We start from the raw sequence: 16,706 nt of genomic DNA, 5'->3' as shown, positions 1-16,706 counted from the left end.
CCGGTCCAGCCGTTAACCAATCCTAACTATTTCCGCACCCGCCGCTCAGCGAGCTCGATCAGGCCGCGCAGGAAGTCGACGAATGCGATGCCCTCGGCTTTCAGCGCCTTGGGGTAGAGCGAGGACTTGGTCAGCCCGGGCAGCGTGTTGGTTTCGAGATAGACCAGTCCCTTCTCCGAGACGATGAAGTCGGAGCGGGAATAGCCGGTGCAGGACATCGCGCGGTGGGCCAGCATGGCCTGGGTCTTGAGCGCGGCGGTGATTTCGGGCGTGAAGCGGCCGGGGCAGATCTCCTGGGTCGTCGACAGCAGATATTTTGCGGCGTAGTCGAAACTGCCCTCGCCCGGAATGATCTCGATCGGCGGCAGCGAGATGATCGAGCCATCCAACCGCTCCAGCACGCCGCAGGTCGCCTCGATGCCCGCGATGTAGGGCTCGATCACATACTCTTCGTGCTTGGCAGCGTTGCGAACAGCGACGAGATCCTGCTTGGCGTTGACGAAGATCAGGCCGTAGCTCGAGCCATCGCGCGCCGGCTTTGCGATCAGCCGGCCATATTCGGCAAACGCATCATCAATATCCTCGAGCGCGATGCCCGCAGGCGGCGTCACGCCGCCGAGCGCGGCAAAACGCTTGGCCGCGATCTTGTCGAAGGCGAGATGCGAGGAGGCCGAGCCGGAGCCGGTGAACGGCACGCCGCGCGCCTCGCACATCACCTGCAATTCGCCGTTCTCGGCGCAGCCACCATGCAGGCTGAGCACGAGCACGCGATCTTCCGCCTTGGCCCGGTCGAGCGCCTGCGCCAGCGCAATGCCACGCGTGCCCGGCTTGAACTCGTCCTCGAAGGGCCTGACATGTTCGAGCAGTTGCTTCGACTGCACGACATGCACTTTGTCCTCAATATCCCAGAACCAGAGATCGGCCTCGGGCAACGCCTGATGCAGCGCCTGGGCTGAGGCGACCGAAACCAGACGTTCGCGATTGGAGCCGCCGAAGAGGATGGTGATGCGCATGTTTTCCGTTACCTATCCAGTTGTCATTCCGGGATGCGCGGTCAGGCGCAGTCCCGGAATGACGCTCACGCGGAAACCCCGATCCGCTTGATTTCCCAGTGCAGCTCGATTCCGGAATTTGCCTTCACCCGTTCACGTACGGTCTCGCCGAGCGTCTCGATGTCGTGCGCGGTGGCATCGCCCGTGTTGATCAGGAAATTGCAGTGCATCTCCGAGACCTGGGCGCCGCCGACACGCAAACCGCGGCAGCCGGCAGCATCCACCAGCTTCCATGCGGAATGGCCGGGCGGATTCTTGAAGGTCGATCCGCCGGTCTTTTCGCGGATCGGCTGCGCGGTCTCGCGGTGGCTCTGCACGTCGGCCATACGCGCCCGGATCGCCTCTGCATCCCTGATCTCGCCGCGAAAGCGCGCGGAGGTGAAGATGATGGAGGGATCGACGCCGCTGCTGCGGTAGACGAATTTCATGTCGGCGTTGGAGAAGATGTGCTTGGTGCCGTCGCGCCCGACGCCGCGCGCCTCGATCAGCACGTCCTTGGTCTCGCCGCCATTGGCGCCCGCATTCATCCGCAGCGCGCCGCCGATCGTGCCGGGAATGCCGAAGTAGAATTCGAGCCCGCCGATATTAGCGCCAGCCGCGACCTCCGCGACGCGCTTGTCGAGCGCGGCTGCACCCGCGGTGACGACATCGCCGCTCGCGGCAGCCTCGCCAAAGGCGCGCGGCGCGAGGCGGATCACCACACCCGCAATGCCGCCATCGCGCACGATCAGGTTGGAGCCGACACCAACGACGTAGACCGGAATGTCGCGCACGAGATGCGCGAGGAAATAAGCAAGATCATCCTCATCCGCCGGCGTGAACAGAGCCTGCGCCGGACCACCGACGCGAAACCAGGTCAGCTCGGCCAGCGACTGGTTCGCCAGCAGCCGGCCGCGCAGCTCAGGCATCGCGGCTTTGAGTGAAGGGGTGATGTCGGGGAAGCTCATGCCCTACCCCAGCGCCTTCAACTGGTCCGGCAAGGCATACGCCCATTGCGTGATGTTGCCGGCCCCCAAGCACACGACGAGATCGCCCGACTTCGCCAGCCCCTTGACGATGCCCGGAAGCTCCGTCGCCGCCGGCAGCGGGATCACCTCGCGGTGGCCATGCGCGCGCAGACCTGCGACGAAATGATCGCGGTCGATGCCGTCGATCGGCGCCTCGCCCGCCGCATAGACCTCGGCGACAACGACCGCATCGGCATCGTTGAAGCAGGTGCAGAATTCCTCGAACAGCGATTGCAGGCGGGTGTAGCGATGCGGCTGCACCACGGCGATGATCTTGCCGTTGGTGGATTCTCGCGCCGCCTTCAGCACCGCTGCGATCTCGACGGGATGATGACCGTAATCGTCGATCACCGTGACGCCGTTCCACTCGCCTGTCTTGGTGAAGCGGCGCTTGACGCCGCCGAAGCCGGCGATCGCCTTGCGGATCGCATCGTCCGAGACGCCAAGCTCGCGCGCCACTGCAATCGCCGCCGTCGCGTTGGAGGCATTGTGGCGCCCCGGCATCGGCAACATCAAATCGGGTATCTCGTGCACTGCGCCGGTCTTGCGGTCACGGAAGGCGACCTTGAATTTCGAACCGCCGCCCATCGGGGTGAGATCGAGCAGCCGCACATCGGCCTGCGGATTCTCGCCATACGTAATGATGCGGCGATCCTCGATCTTGCCGACGAGGGTCTGCACCACGGGATGATCGATGCACATCACGGCAAAGCCATAGAACGGCAGGTTCTCGACGAAATGGCGGAAGGCATCCTGCACGGCATCGAACGTCTTGAAGTGGTCGAGATGCTCGGGGTCGACATTGGTGACGATCGCGACGTCGGTCGGCAGCTTCAGAAACGTGCCGTCGCTCTCGTCGGCCTCGACCACCATCCAGTCGCCCGCGCCGAGACGCGCGTTGGAGCCGTAGGCGTTGATGATGCCGCCGTTGATGACGGTCGGATCGAGCCCGCCGGCATCGAGCAGGGTTGCGACCATCGTGGTCGTCGTGGTCTTGCCGTGCGTGCCGGCAATCGCGACGCAGCTCTTCAGCCGCATCAATTCGGCCAGCATCTCGGCACGGCGCACCACGGGAATGCGCCGCCCGCGCGCGGCCATCAGCTCCGGATTGTCGCGCTTGATCGCGGTGGACACGACGACGACCTCGGCACCGTCGACATTCTCGGCCTTGTGGCCGACCGACACCTTCGCGCCCTTCTTGCGCAGACGGTCGAGATTGTAATTGTCGGAGGCGTCCGAGCCCTGCACGGCATAGCCGAGATTGACCAGCACCTCGGCGATGCCGCTCATGCCGATCCCGCCGATCCCGACGAAGTGGATGGGTCCGATCTCGCGCGGCAGTCTCATGCTCTATCCTATGGTTCCGTCGTCATGCCCGGGCATAAGCGCCAAGCGCGTCCTTGCGCAAGGCGTCCCGGGCATCCACGAATCCGGATCTACTTCATGCAAGACGTGGATGGCCGGGACAAGCCCGGCCATGACGGCAAAAATACGAAAATCGGTCCGTTTGGGCTCAGATTCCCGCGACTTTGACCACCAGATCGGCCAGCCGCTCGGCGGCGTCGAGTCGCCCTGCCCCTTTGGCCGCAGCCGCCATGGCACCAAGGCGCGCCGGCTCGGCGGCAAAGGCAGAGATCTCCGAGGCGAGCCGGTCGGAGGTAAACTCGGTCTGCGGGATCCGGATCGCGCCGTCGACCTTGGCCAGCACGCCCGCATTGGCGAACTGGTCCTGATCGATCGAGCCCGGCAGCGGCACCAGGATCGAGGGCCGGCCGATCGCGGCCAGCTCGGCCACAGTGCCCGCGCCGGAACGCGATACGATCAAATGGTTGGAGGCGAGCCGCGCCGGCAAATCGATGAAGAACGGCGCCAGCTCCGCCTTGATCTTGAGCTTGTCGTAGACCGCGCGCACGCGGGTCATGTCCTCGTCGCGGACCTGCTGGGTCAGCACGAGCCGGCCCCACAGTGCAGGCTCGAGCCGTTCGATCGCGCCCGGCACGATGTCGGCCATGATGCGCGCGCCCTGGCTGCCGCCGACCACGAGCAGGCGCAGCGGTCCGTTCACTTCGGGTGCGGCATAGGGCACGGCAGCTGCGGCAAGGACTGCGGGACGCATCGGTGTCCCGACCGTCGTGGTCTTGCCCGCGAGCGCGGGATCGCGGTCGAGCACGCCCGGCAACGAGGTTGCGATAGCCTGGACGCGACCCGACAGGAAACGGTTGGCGCGGCCGAGCACGGCATTGGCGTCGTGGATGATCCCGGGCACGCCAGCGAATTTTGCCGCGACCAGCGGCGGCAAGGTCGGATAGCCGCCGAAGCCGACGACGGCAGCGGGCTTCAATCGCTTGATCAGGCGGTAGGCGGAGAGCGTGCCGGTCGCGAGCGTCAGGCCGGCATAGGCGAGCTGGATCGGATTGCGGCCGCGCGCGGTCTCGCTCGCGACGACGTCGATCATGTCCTTGCTGAACAGCCCGCCATAGCGCAGCGCGCGGTCGTCGGTGACGAGGCGCACGCGAAAGCCGCGCCGGATCAGCTCGACACCGAGCGCCTCGGCCGGAAACAGATGGCCGCCGGTGCCGCCCGCGGCGAGAAGAATCAAGGGGGATTGGTCCATAATCCCCATTTTACAGTGTCTCCCCCGTCATTGCGAGCGCAGCGAAGCAATCCAGAATCCCTCCGCAGGGACAGTCTGGATTGCTTCGCTGCGCTCGCAATGACGAAGAACTACGCGTAGCTCCGCATCGCCTCGGCACGGCCACTGGCCTCGACCTCGGTGCGCGGGCGCAGCCGCGTCAGGGCCAGCATCATGCCGACGCCATAGGCGAGCGACACGATCGAGGAACCACCGTAGGAGATGAACGGCAGCGTCATGCCCTTGGCCGGGATGAGCTGGAGGTTCACCGACATGTTGATCGCGGCCTGCACGCCGAACAGGATGGCAAGGCCGGACGCCGCGAAGCGCGAGAACATGTCCTCATTGGCATAGGCGCGCGACAGCGTGCGGATCACGACGAAGGCGAACAGCGCCAGCATGGCGAGGCACAGGATGATGCCGAACTCTTCGGCGGCAACGGCGAAGACGAAGTCGGTGTGACTATCAGGCAGGCTGCGTTTTGCAATTCCCTCGCCGGGTCCGAGACCAAACCAGCCACCGTTGTAAAAGGCCTCCATCGCCGTATCGACCTGGAAGGTGTCTCCCGAGGCCGGGTTCATGAAGCGCGTGATGCGGCCTGCGACGTGTGGGACGAACAGATAGGCGCTGAACAGGCCGGCTGCGCCGAGGCCTGCGAGGCCAAACACCCAGATCATGCGCATGCCCGCGATGAAGAACAGCGAGCCCCACACCATCAGGATGAGCATGGTCTGGCCGAAGTCCGGCTCCATCACCAGCAGCGCGACCAGCATCAACAGCAACACCAGCGCCATCGAGGTCGCCGGCATCTCCGGCCGCTTGGTCGATTCCGCGAACAGCCAGGCCGCGATGACGACGAAGGACGGCTTTGCGATTTCGGAGGCCTGGATGTTGACGCCGAGCAGCGTGATCCAGCGCCGCGAGCCCTTCACCTCGGGTCCGACGGCGAGCGTCACCACGATCAGGATGATGCTGATCGTGAAGATGATCAGCGCCGAGCGTCGGATAGAGCGCGGCGACATGAAGGACACGCCGAGCAGCACGATGAAGGACGGCCCAAGGAACATCACGTGCCGGGTGAAGAAGTGGAAGGGATCGAGCCCGATGCGGGTCGCAACCGACGGGCTCGCCGCCAGCGACAGGATGACGCCGGTGAGCATCAGCAACAGGATCGCGCCCATCAGCGGCTTGTCGACGGTCCACCACCACTCGGAAAAGGGGGTGCGTTCTTCACGGGAGAGCATGGGCGGCCGCTTTCGGACAGAGGTCCGTCCATTGGTCGCCGAGGTTGGTTACCGGGAGGTTAAGGAATTGCGGATGATTGGAGATGATCCCCCGCTGCCACAAAACACGCTGTCATGCCCGGCTCGACCGGGGCATCCAGTACTCCGAGACGGGAATGATTGAATCGATAGGCTGCGGCGTACTGGGTCGCCCGGTCACGCCGGGCGACGACAGCGGAGATTGTGGAGACGATTGCCAATCGACACCGATGCCCTCACTCGTAGAAGATCGCGACATCGCCCGCGCGCTGATCGCGCTTGTCGACTTGGACCGGCTCAGGAATGAAACCGATCCTGACCGCCCGCTCGCTGCTCCAGACGACGACAGGGTCGAGATGCCCGCGCACGCTGACAAAGGTCGGCGTGGTCTCGGGCGAGAATGTCCGGCCGCGCGCGATGATGCTGGCCTGCGTGCTGTCGGTTGCTCCGCACGACTTCCAGACCACGACGACCAACTGACCACCGCTCGGGGAGGCAAATGCACGCTGGCGAACGACGCGGCAGGCGCCAAATTCGTGCATGAGGCTGTCGATGAGGACGACACCGAGGAACCCGATTGGAACAGCAAGAGCAGCGACGATAATTGCGATCCGGCCTCGCCGCGACATCCTCACACCACCGGCTTCACACCCGGCAGCGCCTGCACCAGCTCGCGGAACTTTGTGCCGCGGATTTCGAAATTGCGGTACTGGTCGAACGAGGCACAGGCCGGCGACAGCAGCACGACCGCATCCGTGAGGCCCGATGCCTCCGCGTCGCGCGCGGCCTGCTCGACGGCGACGTCGAGCGTCTGGCTGATCTCATGCGCCACCGAGCCGAGCGTGCTGGAAAACTCCTGCGCGGCCTCGCCGATCAGATAAGCCTTGCGGATGCGCGGGAAGAAACCGGTCAGGCTGGTGATGCCGCCCGCCTTCGGCTTGCCGCCGGCGATCCAGAAGATTTCCGAAAATGACGATAGCGCATGCGCGGTGGCGTCGGCGTTGGTGCCCTTGGAGTCGTTGACGAACAGCACATTGCCGCGGCGGCCGACCTGTTCCATGCGATGTGCCAGGCCGGGAAAGCTGCGCAGGCCGTTCTGAAGCACATCGAGGCTGATGCCCATCGCGAGCGCGGCTGCCGCCGCGCAGGCCGCGTTCTGCGCATTGTGCAGCCCGCGCAGCGAGCCGATGCCGCCAAGCGTGGCGATCTCGCTGCGGGCGCCGCCGGAGGTGCGAACGATGGTGCCGTGCTCGACATGGATGCCGCTCGCGAGCGGATTCTTGACGGAGATCCGCACCACATTCCTGCCGGCGCGATCGAGCCGGTCGGCGATGTCGCGGCAATAGCCGTCATCGACGCCGACGATCGAGGTTCCGCCTGCCTGCACGTTCGCAACCAGGCGCTCCTTCACTTCGGCGTAATGCTCGATCGTGCCGTGACGATCGATGTGATCCTCGCTGACATTGAGCAGAATGCCGACGGAGGGATCGAGCGAGGGCGTGAGGTCGATCTGATAGGACGACATCTCGATGACGTGGACGCGGCCCGTGCGCGGCGGCTCCAGCGACAGGATCGCGGTGCCGATATTACCGCCCATCTGGGTGTCGTAGCCGGCGACCTTCGTGAGATGGGCGATCAACGCCGTCGTGGTCGACTTGCCGTTGGTGCCGGTGATGGCGACGAACGGCGCGTTCGGCGCGTGGCGGCGGCGCTCGCGGCAGAACAGCTCGATGTCGCCGATCACCTCGACGCCGGCCTCGCGTGCCTTCAGCACGCTCCAATGCGGCACCGGATGAGTCAGCGGCACGCCGGGCGCCAGCACCAGCGCAGCAAAACTGTCCCACGAAACGGTTCGCAGATCCGCGGTGATGAAACCGGCCTGCGCGGCCTTGGCGACGTTCTCGGCATTGTCGTCGGCGGCAATGACCTCGGCGCCGCCGGCCTTCAGCGCATCGCAGGAGGCGAGCCCCGAGCCGCCGAGGCCGAACACCGCGACCGTCTTGCCGGCAAAGGATGTGACCGGGATCATCGCGGACCCGTCAGCGCAGCTTCAGCGTGGAGAGGCCGGCGAGCGCCAGCATCACCGAGATGATCCAGAAGCGGATCACGATCTGCGGCTCGGTCCAGCCGAGCTGCTCGAAATGGTGATGGATCGGCGCCATGCGGAAGATGCGCTTGCCGGTCAGCTTGAACGACACGACCTGCACGATCACCGAGACCGCCTCCAGCACGAACAGGCCGCCAATGACGGCGAGCACGATCTCGTGCTTCACCGCGACCGCGATCGAGCCCAGCATGCCGCCGAGCGCGAGCGAGCCGGTGTCGCCCATGAAGATCGAGGCCGGCGGCGCGTTGAACCAGAGGAAGCCGAGACCGGCGCCGATCAGCGCGCCGCAGAGCACAGCGAGCTCGCCGGTGCCTGCGACGTATTTGATCTGGAGATAGTCGGCGAATACGGCGTTGCCGGCGAGGTAGGCGATCATCGCAAAGCTCGCGGTCGCGATCATCACGGGCACGATGGCAAGGCCATCGAGGCCGTCGGTAAGGTTCACCGCGTTGCCGGCACCGACGATCACGAAAGCACCGAACACGATGAAGAACCAGCCGAAATGCAGCACGGTGTCTTTCAGAAAGGGGATCGTCAGCGCGGTCGAGGCGGGATCGCGGTTGAGCCGCACCAGCGCATAGCAGGCGACCAGCGCGATGATTCCTTCGATCAGGAGGCGCAGCTTGCCGCCGAATCCGCTCGTGGTCTGCTTGGTCACCTTGAGGTAATCGTCGTAGAAGCCGACGAAACCGAAACCGAGCGTCACCGCCAGCACGATCCAGACGTAGGGATTGAGCGGATTGCACCAGAGCACCGTGGCGACCGTCAGCCCGGACAGGATCATGAGCCCGCCCATGGTGGGCGTGCCCTTCTTGGCCAGATGCGATTGCGGACCGTCGGTACGGATCGGCTGGCCCTTGCCCTGACGGATGCGCAAATGATCGATGATCCAGGGTCCGAACAGGAACACGAACAGCGCGCCGGTCACGATGGCCCCGCCGGTCCGGAAGGTGATGTAGCGGAAGACGTTCAATACGGTGCGCACCGCACCGAAGCTTGGCAATGTGTTGGAGAGCTCGATCAGCCAGTAAAACATTCAGTCGGTCCTATGGCGCCTTTCGCACGCGGCCTTCGCTCCGGCCTCGACCTCTCAGGCGCATTCTCCGGTCTTCATCATGGGATCGGGCGACCCCAACGAAACCGGACGGCGGCGCGGGTGGGATTCGGCACTGCGCTTTCCAAGCAGTTTACGCCTTTGCCTGCAAGGCGGCCACTAGGCCCGGCACAAACTTGTTGACCCAGAACATCTTCTTGCTGCCCTTGACAACCACGACATCGCCTGCCTTCAGCAGGCTAGCGACTTCGCTGGCCTTAAGCGTGGCAGGATCGTCGTGCCAGCCGAGCCTCTTTCCGGCGGGAAGCCCGTCATAAAGGTGGCGCATCAGGGGCCCGACGCAATAGATGCCGTCGATGCCTTGGAGATGCGAGGCCAGCGCGGTGTGGTAGTGCGGGGCGTCCTCGCCGAGCTCCAGCATGTCGCCGAGCACCGCAATGCGGCGGCCGCCGGTCATGTTGCGCGCCTGGAGGCTTTGCAGCGCGGCAGCGACGCTCGCCGGATTGCCATTGAAGCTGTCGTCGATCACGGTGACGCCACCGACCGCCTGCTCGACGCCGCGGCCGGTCATGATGCCGACGCGATCGAGCTTGATTGCGAGCGTCGCGACATCGAGATGGGCGGCATGAACAGAGGCGAGCGCGGCGAGCGCGTTCTGCACGCGGTACGGCGCGCCGGGCGTCAGGCTGAAGGCGATCTCCTTCCTGCCGATCGCAGCCACGACCTGCCAGCTCTCGCCATGCGGCGCGTGCTTGACCTCGTGCACCTCGGCATGCTCGCCGAAGCGCACCACCTTGCCCTTCCATTCCGACGCCTTGAGCCCGGCGGGGAGCACCAGCACGCCGTCCTCGGGCAGGCCGAGCGCGATCGACACTTTTTCGCGCCTGATCGCCTCCAGCGAGCCGAGCTTTTCGAGATGCACCGGCTGGACGTTGACGACCAGGGCGACGGTCGGCCGCGTCAGTTCGCTGAGCCGCGCGATTTCGCCGGTCTGGTTCATGCCCATCTCGACGACCCACAGGCTGGCATCCGGCCGGGCATTGCACAGCGTCAGCGGCACGCCCCAGAAATTGTTGAAGCTCGAGGGGCTCGCATAGGCATTGGGATAGGCCGCCAGAAATTCCTTGGTGCTGGTCTTGCCGGCGCTGCCGGTGAGCCCGATCACCGGCCCGCGGAAGCGTGCGCGTGCGGCGCGGGCGAGGCCCCAGAGGCCGTCGATGAGCGTGTCCTTCACGACGATCTGGGGAATGCGGATGCCTGCGATCTCGTGCGGCACGATCATCGCGACCGCGCCGGAGGCCTCCGCCTTGTCCGCAAACTCCCAGCCGTCGCGCGCGCTGGCGAAAGCCGAGACGAAGCCGCCGCTCGGCGTGCCCGATAGCGCCACGAACAGGCTGCCGGGCTTCACCAGGCGGCTGTCCTGGGTCACGAGATCGATCGAAGTTCCGGGAAATGATCCTGTGACGCCCAGCGCACGCGCCACCTCCGCAACCGTCCATAACGGCCCGCTCATGCGACCCTCGTTGCTAATGCGGCGGCAACCGCCTCGTGATCACTGAACGGCAGGACCTCGTGGCCTACGATCTGCCCGGTCTCGTGGCCCTTGCCGGCGACGAGCAGCGCGTCGCCTTCTTCGAGTTCCTCGATCGCGGCACGGATCGCGGCCGCACGGTCGCCGATCTCGCGCGCACCCTTTGCGGTGGCAAGGATCGCGGCGCGAATGGCTTCCGGCTTCTCGCTGCGCGGATTGTCGTCGGTGATGATGACGCGATCGGCATTCTCGGCCGCGATCTCGCCCATGATCGCTCGCTTGCCGGCGTCACGATCGCCGCCCGCGCCGAACACGACGATCAGTCTCCGTTTGGCGTAAGGCCGCAGCGCCTGCAACGCTTTCGCCAGCGCGTCGGGCTTGTGCGCATAGTCGACGAATACAGGCGCGCCGTTGCGCTCGCCGACGCGCTCGAGCCGGCCCTTGGCGCCTTCGAGATGTTCGAGGCTCGCAAATACGTCTGCGACATCACTGCCGGTGCCGATCGCGAGACCGGCCGAGACCAGCGCATTCTCGATCTGGAATTCGCCGACCAGCGGCAACTTGACCGGATAGGCCCTGCCGCGATGTTCGAGGACGAGCTTTTGCGAGAAACCTTCGACCACGGCATCGACGAGGCGGATGCCCTCGCCTGCCCCGTCGCCGCTGCGTCCCACCGCCATCACGCGCAGACCGCGCCTCTTGGCCGCATCGATCGCCTCCGCGGAGCAATCATGATCGGCTGAGATCACCGCAGCGCCACCTGATGGAATGAGCTCGCGGAACAGCCTGAGCTTTGCCGCGAGGTAGTGCGCGACGGTCGGGTGGTAGTCCATATGGTCGCGCGTGAGATTGGTGAAGCCGCCGGCGGAGACGCGCACACCGTCGAGGCGATACTGGTCGAGGCCGTGCGACGAGGCTTCAAAGGCGAGATGCGTCACGCCCTCGCGCGCAATCTCGTCGAGCTGCCGATGCAGCGCAATCGGATCTGGCGTCGTCAACGAGCCGTAGACGGTGCGCTTGGGCGAGACCAGGCCGATGGTGCCGATGCTGGCCGAGGCATGGCCGAGCCGCTCCCAGATCTGGCGCGTGAACGCGGCAACCGAGGTCTTGCCGCTGGTGCCGGTCACCGCCGCGATCGTCGCAGGCTGGGCCGGAAAGAATCTGGCCGCCGCCAGCGCCAGCGCACGGCGCGGATTGGCGACCGTGATGAACGGCACCTTGCAGCCATCAGGCGCATGATCACCGACCACGGCCACCGCACCGGCCGCAATGGCTGCATCGATGAAGCGCGCGCCGTCGGTCTTGCTGCCCGCGAGTGCAAAGAAGAGAACGCCCGGCTTGACCACGCGGCTGTCGAGCGCAACGCCTGTTACATCGAGCGCTGCGGTGGCGGGCTCGATTGCGGCATCATTGCCAAGTAGGTCACGCAGCTTCATCGTCTTCCAGTTGCCGTGCCGGAAAGCCGAATCCCGGGGGAAAATCCCCGACTCAGCAGCGGCGACGGCCTACCCTGTGATTACTGGGTTGTCCTGGATGCTGCAAGAATAAGGCGGTCCGCGGGCGGCAGGTCGTAGCGGGGCTCGATGCCGAGCAGCGGCCCGATCCGGGTGATGACGTTGCCGGCGGTCGGAACGGCGTTCCAGCCCGAGGTGATAAAGCCGTAGGTTTCCTTCAAGGGCTGCGGCTCGTCGAGCATGATCAGGAGCTGGTACTTCGGCTTATCCGCCGGAAGGATCGCAGTGAACGCGGTCAGCACCTTCTTCTTGGCGTAGCGGCCGTTGACCACCTTTTCCGCGGTACCGGTCTTGCCGCCGATATAGTAGCCGGGAACGTTGGCCTTCTTGGCGGTGCCGATCTCGGCATTGAGCCGCATCAGATAGCGCATCTTGTCCGAGGTCTCGGGCTTGATGACACGCTTGGCGATCGCGCGGGCCTCTTCCTCGGAGCGCTTGAGGAAGGTGGGCGGGATCAGAAGACCGCCATTGGCGAGCGCGCTGACGCCCATCACCGCCTGCAAGGGAGCCACCGCTATGCCATGGCCGAACGCGATGGTGATGGTGTTCAGGTCGCCCCAGTGTCGCGGCACGATCGGCGAGGCGCTCTCCGGCAGCTCGGTGCGCAGCCGCTCCATCTGGCCCATCTTGCGCAGGAACGCCTTGTGCGCCTCCACGCCCTGCGACAGCGCGATCCGTGCGGCGCCAACGTTGGAGGAGAACGTGAATACCTCCTTCATGCTCAGGAAGCGGCCCTTCGGCTCGTCGTCATGGATGGCGAACTTGCCGTAGTGCAGCGGCCCGCGCGCGTCCCACAGCGAGTCGAGGCCGTACTTGCCGGTATCGAGCGCCATCGCGAGCGTAAAGGCCTTGAACGTCGAGCCCATCTCGTAGACGCCCGTGGTGAGACGGTTGATGCGATCGGGATCGTGGGCTTCCTTCGGGTTGTTGGGATCGAAGTCCGGCAACGACACCATGGCGATGATCTCGCCGGTGTTGACGTTGGTCACGAGGCCGGAGGCCGCCTTGGCGTGGAACTTCTCCTTCGCCTTGAACAGCTCGTCGCGCAGCGCATGCTCGACGCGCAGATCGACCGATAGCTCGATCGGCTTCTGCAGACGGTCGATGGCAAAGCCGGCGCGATGGAGATCGGCCAGGCCCTGATTGTCGAGCCACTTCTCCATGCCGGCGATGCCCTGGTTGTCGATGTTGACGAGACCGATGAGGTGGGCGACCTCGTTGCCGGTCGGGTAGACGCGCTTGTTCTCACGCAGGAAGCCGATCCCGGGAAGGCCGAGCTTGTGGATGTCCTGCTGCTGCTTCGCGGTGACCTCGCGCTTCAGCCAGACGAAGCCCTTGCGCGACGACAGGCGCTCGCGCACCTCGGCTTCGTCGAGGTCGGGCACGGTCGCGGTCAGAAGCTCGATCGCCTCGTCCTTGTCGATGATGCGGCGCGGCTCGCCGAACAGGCTGGAGGCCTTGACGTCGGTTGCCAGGATCGCGCCGTTGCGATCGACGATGTCGGGCCGCGCGGTCGCAACCACCTCCTGCGAGGCGGCACGACGCGCGCTGTGGGCGTCGGCGCCGATCGCGAACATCACGAGCCGGCCGCCGATCAGCGTATAGACCATGGCAAAGGCGAGGATCGCCAGACCCACACGCGCGCGCGCTTTCGCGGCGCGATCGACATTGCGCCCGTAGAGCAGGCTGCGGATCAGGCGCTGCCGCCAAGGCTCCGGGGGCCGCTCTGTCGGTTTGGCCGGAACAGCGCTCATTGCTTGTCCTCGGGCTGCGGCACCGAGCCCGTCACGCTGTCGGGATCGCTCGCGGCTTCGATGGTGTTGATCATGGACCCGATCGGATCAGGCTCGCCCGGCCGGAACATCCGCGGCGGACGGTCGGGCAGGTTCTTCAGTGAATCATATTGCGTGCCGCTGACGGGCTTGAGCGGCAGATGCCGCTCGACCAGGCCTTGCAGGCGCTGGGGCGCATCGAGCTTGGCCCACTCGGAGCGCAGCTGTGCGATCGCGTCGCGCTGCTCGCGGATTTCGGCGTGCAGCCGCAGCACCTTCTCGGTGCGCGCGGTGGAATCCATCTTGATCCGGTAAACATAGGCGGCCGCGAAGACCAGCGCGCCGATGACGAGGAGGTGGATGAAGCGCATCTGCTAGCCGCCCCTCATCACGTCGGAGAGTTTCGGCCAGGACGATGGCTCGTCGTCGGCATGCACCGGCGCCGAGGTGCGCTCGGCGGCGCGCAGCTTTGCGGAGCGGGCGCGCGGATTGTGCGCGACTTCCACCTCACCGGCGATCACGGGCCGCCGCGTCAACAGCTGGAAGCTCGGTGCCGTCTGCGCCACCTCAGGCAGATGCCGCGAGCCGCCGCCGGTCTTGGCGCGCTCTGCGAGGAAATTCTTCACGATGCGGTCTTCCAGCGAATGGAACGAGACCACCACCAAACGGCCGCCGGGCTTGAGCACGCGTTCGGCCGCGCCGAGCGCGGTCTGCAGCTCCTCGAGTTCCTCGTTGACGAAGATGCGCAGCGCCTGGAACGTTCGCGTTGCCGGGTGAATATCGCCGGGCTTCGAGCGCACCACCCGGCCGACGAGATCGGCGAGTGCGCGCGTGGTGGTGAACGGCGTCTCCTGCCGGTCGGCGACGATGGCGCGGGCGACGCGGCGCGAATGCCGTTCCTCGCCGAAGAGATAGATGATGTCGGCGAGATCGCTCTCCGAGGCATGCGCGACGACATCGGCGGCCGTCGGCCCGGTCTGCCCCATCCGCATGTCGAGCGGACCGTCGAGGCGAAACGAGAAACCGCGACCGGCCTGGTCGAGATGCATCGAGGACACGCCGACATCCATCACGACGCCGTCGACCGTATCGACGCCTTGCGCGGCGCAGACCTCGGCGAGATTCGAGAAACGGTCCTCGACCAGCGTCAGCCGGCCCGAAGCGCTCGCGACCAGCCCGGCGCCGCCGGCGATCGCGGTGCGATCGCGATCGATCGCGATGACGCGGGTTCCCGGCACATCGAGGATGGCGCGGCTGTAGCCGCCGGCCCCGAAGGTGGCATCGACATAGATGCCGCCCTCGCGCGGCGCGAGATGCGCGATCGCCTCAACGCCGAGCACGGGAATGTGCGGCGCATCACTCATGCGTCGCGCCCGCCGAATGCGCAGGTAAGATTTGGGGCGAAGCAGCCCATCACGCCTCGAATAAATCCGCGTCGCGGCGATTCCACGACAAAGCCCCAGTTCAGCATGTGCGCCGCGCCCGGTCGTCCCAGGCGGCAGACCCGGTGTTCCCAGTGGAATATGTCGGGCAGCCATGGGATTTCGAGCCGAAAACGCTTTTGGCCGCCTCCGGACGCGGGTCGGCTCTTCACCTCTCAGTAACGGCCCTTAGCGTTAAGAAAGCGTTGATCGGCTCGTTACATCTCGAAAAGGTGCTCGGGTGGTGATGCGTCATCCACACACTGAGCTCAAAATGCACGCGTTAACTGCACGGCGCGATTGCGCGGACCGGACAGTAAAGAAATAGTAAAGAGAAGGGCTTGGCCCACTCGTCCTCCGATTCTGAGCTGTTTATGTCGTCCGGTCCGTCCACACCGTCTGGCACTGATTCGAAGCGTCAGCGCGTTCTCCCGGTTCCAAAGGCCGCGGCGAACATGCGGACGTTCGAGCCGGATTCGTCGATCGTCTCCGACATCATCCCTTCGCCCAATCACGGCGAGCGCAACAGGGGCCGGCAGGTCGACATGATCGTGCTGCACTACACCGGCATGCCCGACGTCGAGGGCGCGCTGGCGCGGCTGTGCACGGCCGGCACCGAAGTGTCGGCCCATTATGTCGTGCTGGAGGATGGCCGCATCGTGCAATGCGTGCCGGAATCGCGCCGTGCCTGGCACGCCGGCGTCTCGTCCTGGGCCGGCGAGGACGACATCAATTCCTGCTCGATCGGGATCGAGATCATCAATCGCGGCCATGATTGGGGCTACCCGGAATATCCGTTGCGCCAGATCGCCGCCGTCATCGCGCTGTGCCGCGGCATCATGCTCCGCCGCAAGGTGACGCCGCAGCGCGTGCTCGGCCATTCCGACGTCGCGCCCGCGCGCAAGAAGGATCCCGGCGAGAAATTTCCCTGGCATTCCCTGGCCAATTCCGGAGTCGGTCACTGGGTGACGCCGGCGCCGATCGTGCGCGGCGAAACCCTGATGCTCGGCACCATCAGCGACCAGGTGCTGAGCCTGCAGCAGGCGCTCGCACGCTATGGCTATGGCGTGCCGCTCTCAGGCAAATACGATGCCTCGACCATGGAAGTCGTCACCGCCTTCCAGCGCCATTTCCGTCCCGCGCGCCTCGATGGGGTTGCCGATCACTCGACGCTGTCGACCTTGCAGGCGCTGCTGGCGAGCCTGCCGGCGGATGGGACGACGGTCGCGTCGAAGTAACAGCGAAGGCTGGAGGCGCGTCATTGCCAAGTCTCGTGTCCCGGACGCAACGCAACGCCGTTCGCGTTGCATTGCAGAGCCAGGACTCAGTTGGCGACGCGAATCCGCCGCGGGAG

General features: G+C 65.6%; 14 protein-coding genes. 1 reads left to right on the top strand and 13 read right to left on the bottom strand.

The features are described from left to right. Nucleotides 1–26: 26 nt before the first annotated feature. The 13 genes from XH91_RS09135 to rsmH form a co-directional block, all read right to left on the bottom strand. Entirely contained in the window at nucleotides 27–1,013 is a 987-nt protein-coding gene (locus tag XH91_RS09135; protein WP_128950283.1) for a D-alanine--D-alanine ligase family protein, read from the bottom strand. Between the two features lie 65 nt (nucleotides 1,014–1,078). Then, nucleotides 1,079–1,999, bottom strand: coding sequence for a UDP-N-acetylmuramate dehydrogenase (murB, locus tag XH91_RS09130; RefSeq protein ID WP_128950282.1), 921 nt, complete (start codon nucleotides 1,997–1,999; stop codon nucleotides 1,079–1,081). A gap of 3 nt (nucleotides 2,000–2,002) precedes the next feature. Continuing rightward, nucleotides 2,003–3,406, bottom strand: a complete 1,404-nt coding sequence (murC, locus tag XH91_RS09125) for a UDP-N-acetylmuramate--L-alanine ligase (protein ID WP_128950281.1) — start codon at nucleotides 3,404–3,406, stop codon at nucleotides 2,003–2,005. Nucleotides 3,407–3,572: 166 nt separating this feature from the next. Next, a complete protein-coding gene (gene murG / locus XH91_RS09120; RefSeq protein ID WP_128954777.1) occupies nucleotides 3,573–4,673 on the bottom strand; it encodes an undecaprenyldiphospho-muramoylpentapeptide beta-N-acetylglucosaminyltransferase in 1,101 nt (366 codons plus the stop codon). 110 nt (nucleotides 4,674–4,783) lie between these two features. Further along, nucleotides 4,784–5,935 (bottom strand): putative lipid II flippase FtsW, encoded by a 1,152-nt coding sequence (gene ftsW / locus XH91_RS09115; protein WP_128950280.1) that lies wholly within the window; start codon nucleotides 5,933–5,935, stop codon nucleotides 4,784–4,786. A gap of 254 nt (nucleotides 5,936–6,189) precedes the next feature. Beyond that, nucleotides 6,190–6,495 carry a hypothetical protein gene (locus tag XH91_RS09105; RefSeq protein ID WP_128950278.1) on the bottom strand — a complete coding sequence of 102 codons (306 nt, stop codon included), beginning with the start codon at nucleotides 6,493–6,495 and terminating at the stop codon, nucleotides 6,190–6,192. Nucleotides 6,496–6,584: 89 nt separating this feature from the next. Next, nucleotides 6,585–7,982, bottom strand: a complete 1,398-nt coding sequence (gene murD / locus XH91_RS09100) for a UDP-N-acetylmuramoyl-L-alanine--D-glutamate ligase (protein WP_128950277.1) — start codon at nucleotides 7,980–7,982, stop codon at nucleotides 6,585–6,587. 10 nt (nucleotides 7,983–7,992) lie between these two features. Continuing rightward, complete coding sequence (gene mraY, locus XH91_RS09095; RefSeq protein ID WP_128950276.1) at nucleotides 7,993–9,096, bottom strand: phospho-N-acetylmuramoyl-pentapeptide-transferase; 1,104 nt, start codon at nucleotides 9,094–9,096, stop codon at nucleotides 7,993–7,995. A gap of 151 nt (nucleotides 9,097–9,247) precedes the next feature. Then, nucleotides 9,248–10,627 (bottom strand): UDP-N-acetylmuramoyl-tripeptide--D-alanyl-D-alanine ligase, encoded by a 1,380-nt coding sequence (locus XH91_RS09090; protein WP_128950275.1) that lies wholly within the window; start codon nucleotides 10,625–10,627, stop codon nucleotides 9,248–9,250. Then, entirely contained in the window at nucleotides 10,624–12,081 is a 1,458-nt protein-coding gene (locus XH91_RS09085) for a UDP-N-acetylmuramoyl-L-alanyl-D-glutamate--2,6-diaminopimelate ligase (protein WP_128950274.1), read from the bottom strand. The genes XH91_RS09090 and XH91_RS09085 overlap by 4 nt, the downstream gene beginning before the upstream one ends. Nucleotides 12,082–12,161: 80 nt before the next feature. Then, nucleotides 12,162–13,913, bottom strand: coding sequence for a peptidoglycan D,D-transpeptidase FtsI family protein (locus XH91_RS09080; protein WP_128950273.1), 1,752 nt, complete (start codon nucleotides 13,911–13,913; stop codon nucleotides 12,162–12,164). Next, nucleotides 13,910–14,302: a cell division protein FtsL gene (gene ftsL / locus XH91_RS09075; protein WP_128950272.1), complete on the bottom strand. Its 393-nt coding sequence runs from the start codon at nucleotides 14,300–14,302 to the stop codon at nucleotides 13,910–13,912. The genes XH91_RS09080 and ftsL overlap by 4 nt, the downstream gene beginning before the upstream one ends. A 3-nt stretch (nucleotides 14,303–14,305) precedes the next feature. Next, nucleotides 14,306–15,295: a 16S rRNA (cytosine(1402)-N(4))-methyltransferase RsmH gene (rsmH, locus tag XH91_RS09070; RefSeq protein ID WP_164933983.1), complete on the bottom strand. Its 990-nt coding sequence runs from the start codon at nucleotides 15,293–15,295 to the stop codon at nucleotides 14,306–14,308. 512 nt (nucleotides 15,296–15,807) lie between these two features. Here rsmH and XH91_RS09065 point away from each other — a divergent pair. Further along, nucleotides 15,808–16,590 (top strand): N-acetylmuramoyl-L-alanine amidase, encoded by a 783-nt coding sequence (locus XH91_RS09065; protein ID WP_128950270.1) that lies wholly within the window; start codon nucleotides 15,808–15,810, stop codon nucleotides 16,588–16,590. The last annotated feature ends 116 nt before the right edge of the window (nucleotides 16,591–16,706 follow it).

This window comes from Bradyrhizobium guangzhouense, from assembly GCF_004114955.1.
Taxonomy (GTDB): domain Bacteria; phylum Pseudomonadota; class Alphaproteobacteria; order Rhizobiales; family Xanthobacteraceae; genus Bradyrhizobium; species Bradyrhizobium guangzhouense.
The sequence above is the reverse complement of the archived record's forward strand: the minus strand, read 5'-3'. Positions and strand labels throughout refer to the sequence as shown.

Excerpts from the sequence above, each read along its gene's own strand:
- ftsL (WP_128950272.1), bottom strand. The coding sequence starts at position 14,302 with ATGCGCTTCATCCACCTCCTCGTCATCGGCGCGCTGGTCTTCGCGGCC.
- mraY (WP_128950276.1), bottom strand. The coding sequence starts at position 9,096 with ATGTTTTACTGGCTGATCGAGCTCTCCAACACATTGCCAAGCTTCGGT.
- XH91_RS09105 (WP_128950278.1), bottom strand. The coding sequence starts at position 6,495 with ATGCACGAATTTGGCGCCTGCCGCGTCGTTCGCCAGCGTGCATTTGCC.
- rsmH (WP_164933983.1), bottom strand. The coding sequence starts at position 15,295 with ATGAGTGATGCGCCGCACATTCCCGTGCTCGGCGTTGAGGCGATCGCG.
- XH91_RS09080 (WP_128950273.1), bottom strand. The coding sequence starts at position 13,913 with ATGAGCGCTGTTCCGGCCAAACCGACAGAGCGGCCCCCGGAGCCTTGG.
- XH91_RS09135 (WP_128950283.1), bottom strand. The coding sequence starts at position 1,013 with ATGCGCATCACCATCCTCTTCGGCGGCTCCAATCGCGAACGTCTGGTT.
- ftsW (WP_128950280.1), bottom strand. The coding sequence starts at position 5,935 with ATGCTCTCCCGTGAAGAACGCACCCCCTTTTCCGAGTGGTGGTGGACC.
- XH91_RS09065 (WP_128950270.1), top strand. The coding sequence starts at position 15,808 with ATGCGGACGTTCGAGCCGGATTCGTCGATCGTCTCCGACATCATCCCT.
- murC (WP_128950281.1), bottom strand. The coding sequence starts at position 3,406 with ATGAGACTGCCGCGCGAGATCGGACCCATCCACTTCGTCGGGATCGGC.
- murG (WP_128954777.1), bottom strand. The coding sequence starts at position 4,673 with ATGGACCAATCCCCCTTGATTCTTCTCGCCGCGGGCGGCACCGGCGGC.
- XH91_RS09090 (WP_128950275.1), bottom strand. The coding sequence starts at position 10,627 with ATGAGCGGGCCGTTATGGACGGTTGCGGAGGTGGCGCGTGCGCTGGGC.
- murB (WP_128950282.1), bottom strand. The coding sequence starts at position 1,999 with ATGAGCTTCCCCGACATCACCCCTTCACTCAAAGCCGCGATGCCTGAG.
- XH91_RS09085 (WP_128950274.1), bottom strand. The coding sequence starts at position 12,081 with ATGAAGCTGCGTGACCTACTTGGCAATGATGCCGCAATCGAGCCCGCC.
- murD (WP_128950277.1), bottom strand. The coding sequence starts at position 7,982 with ATGATCCCGGTCACATCCTTTGCCGGCAAGACGGTCGCGGTGTTCGGC.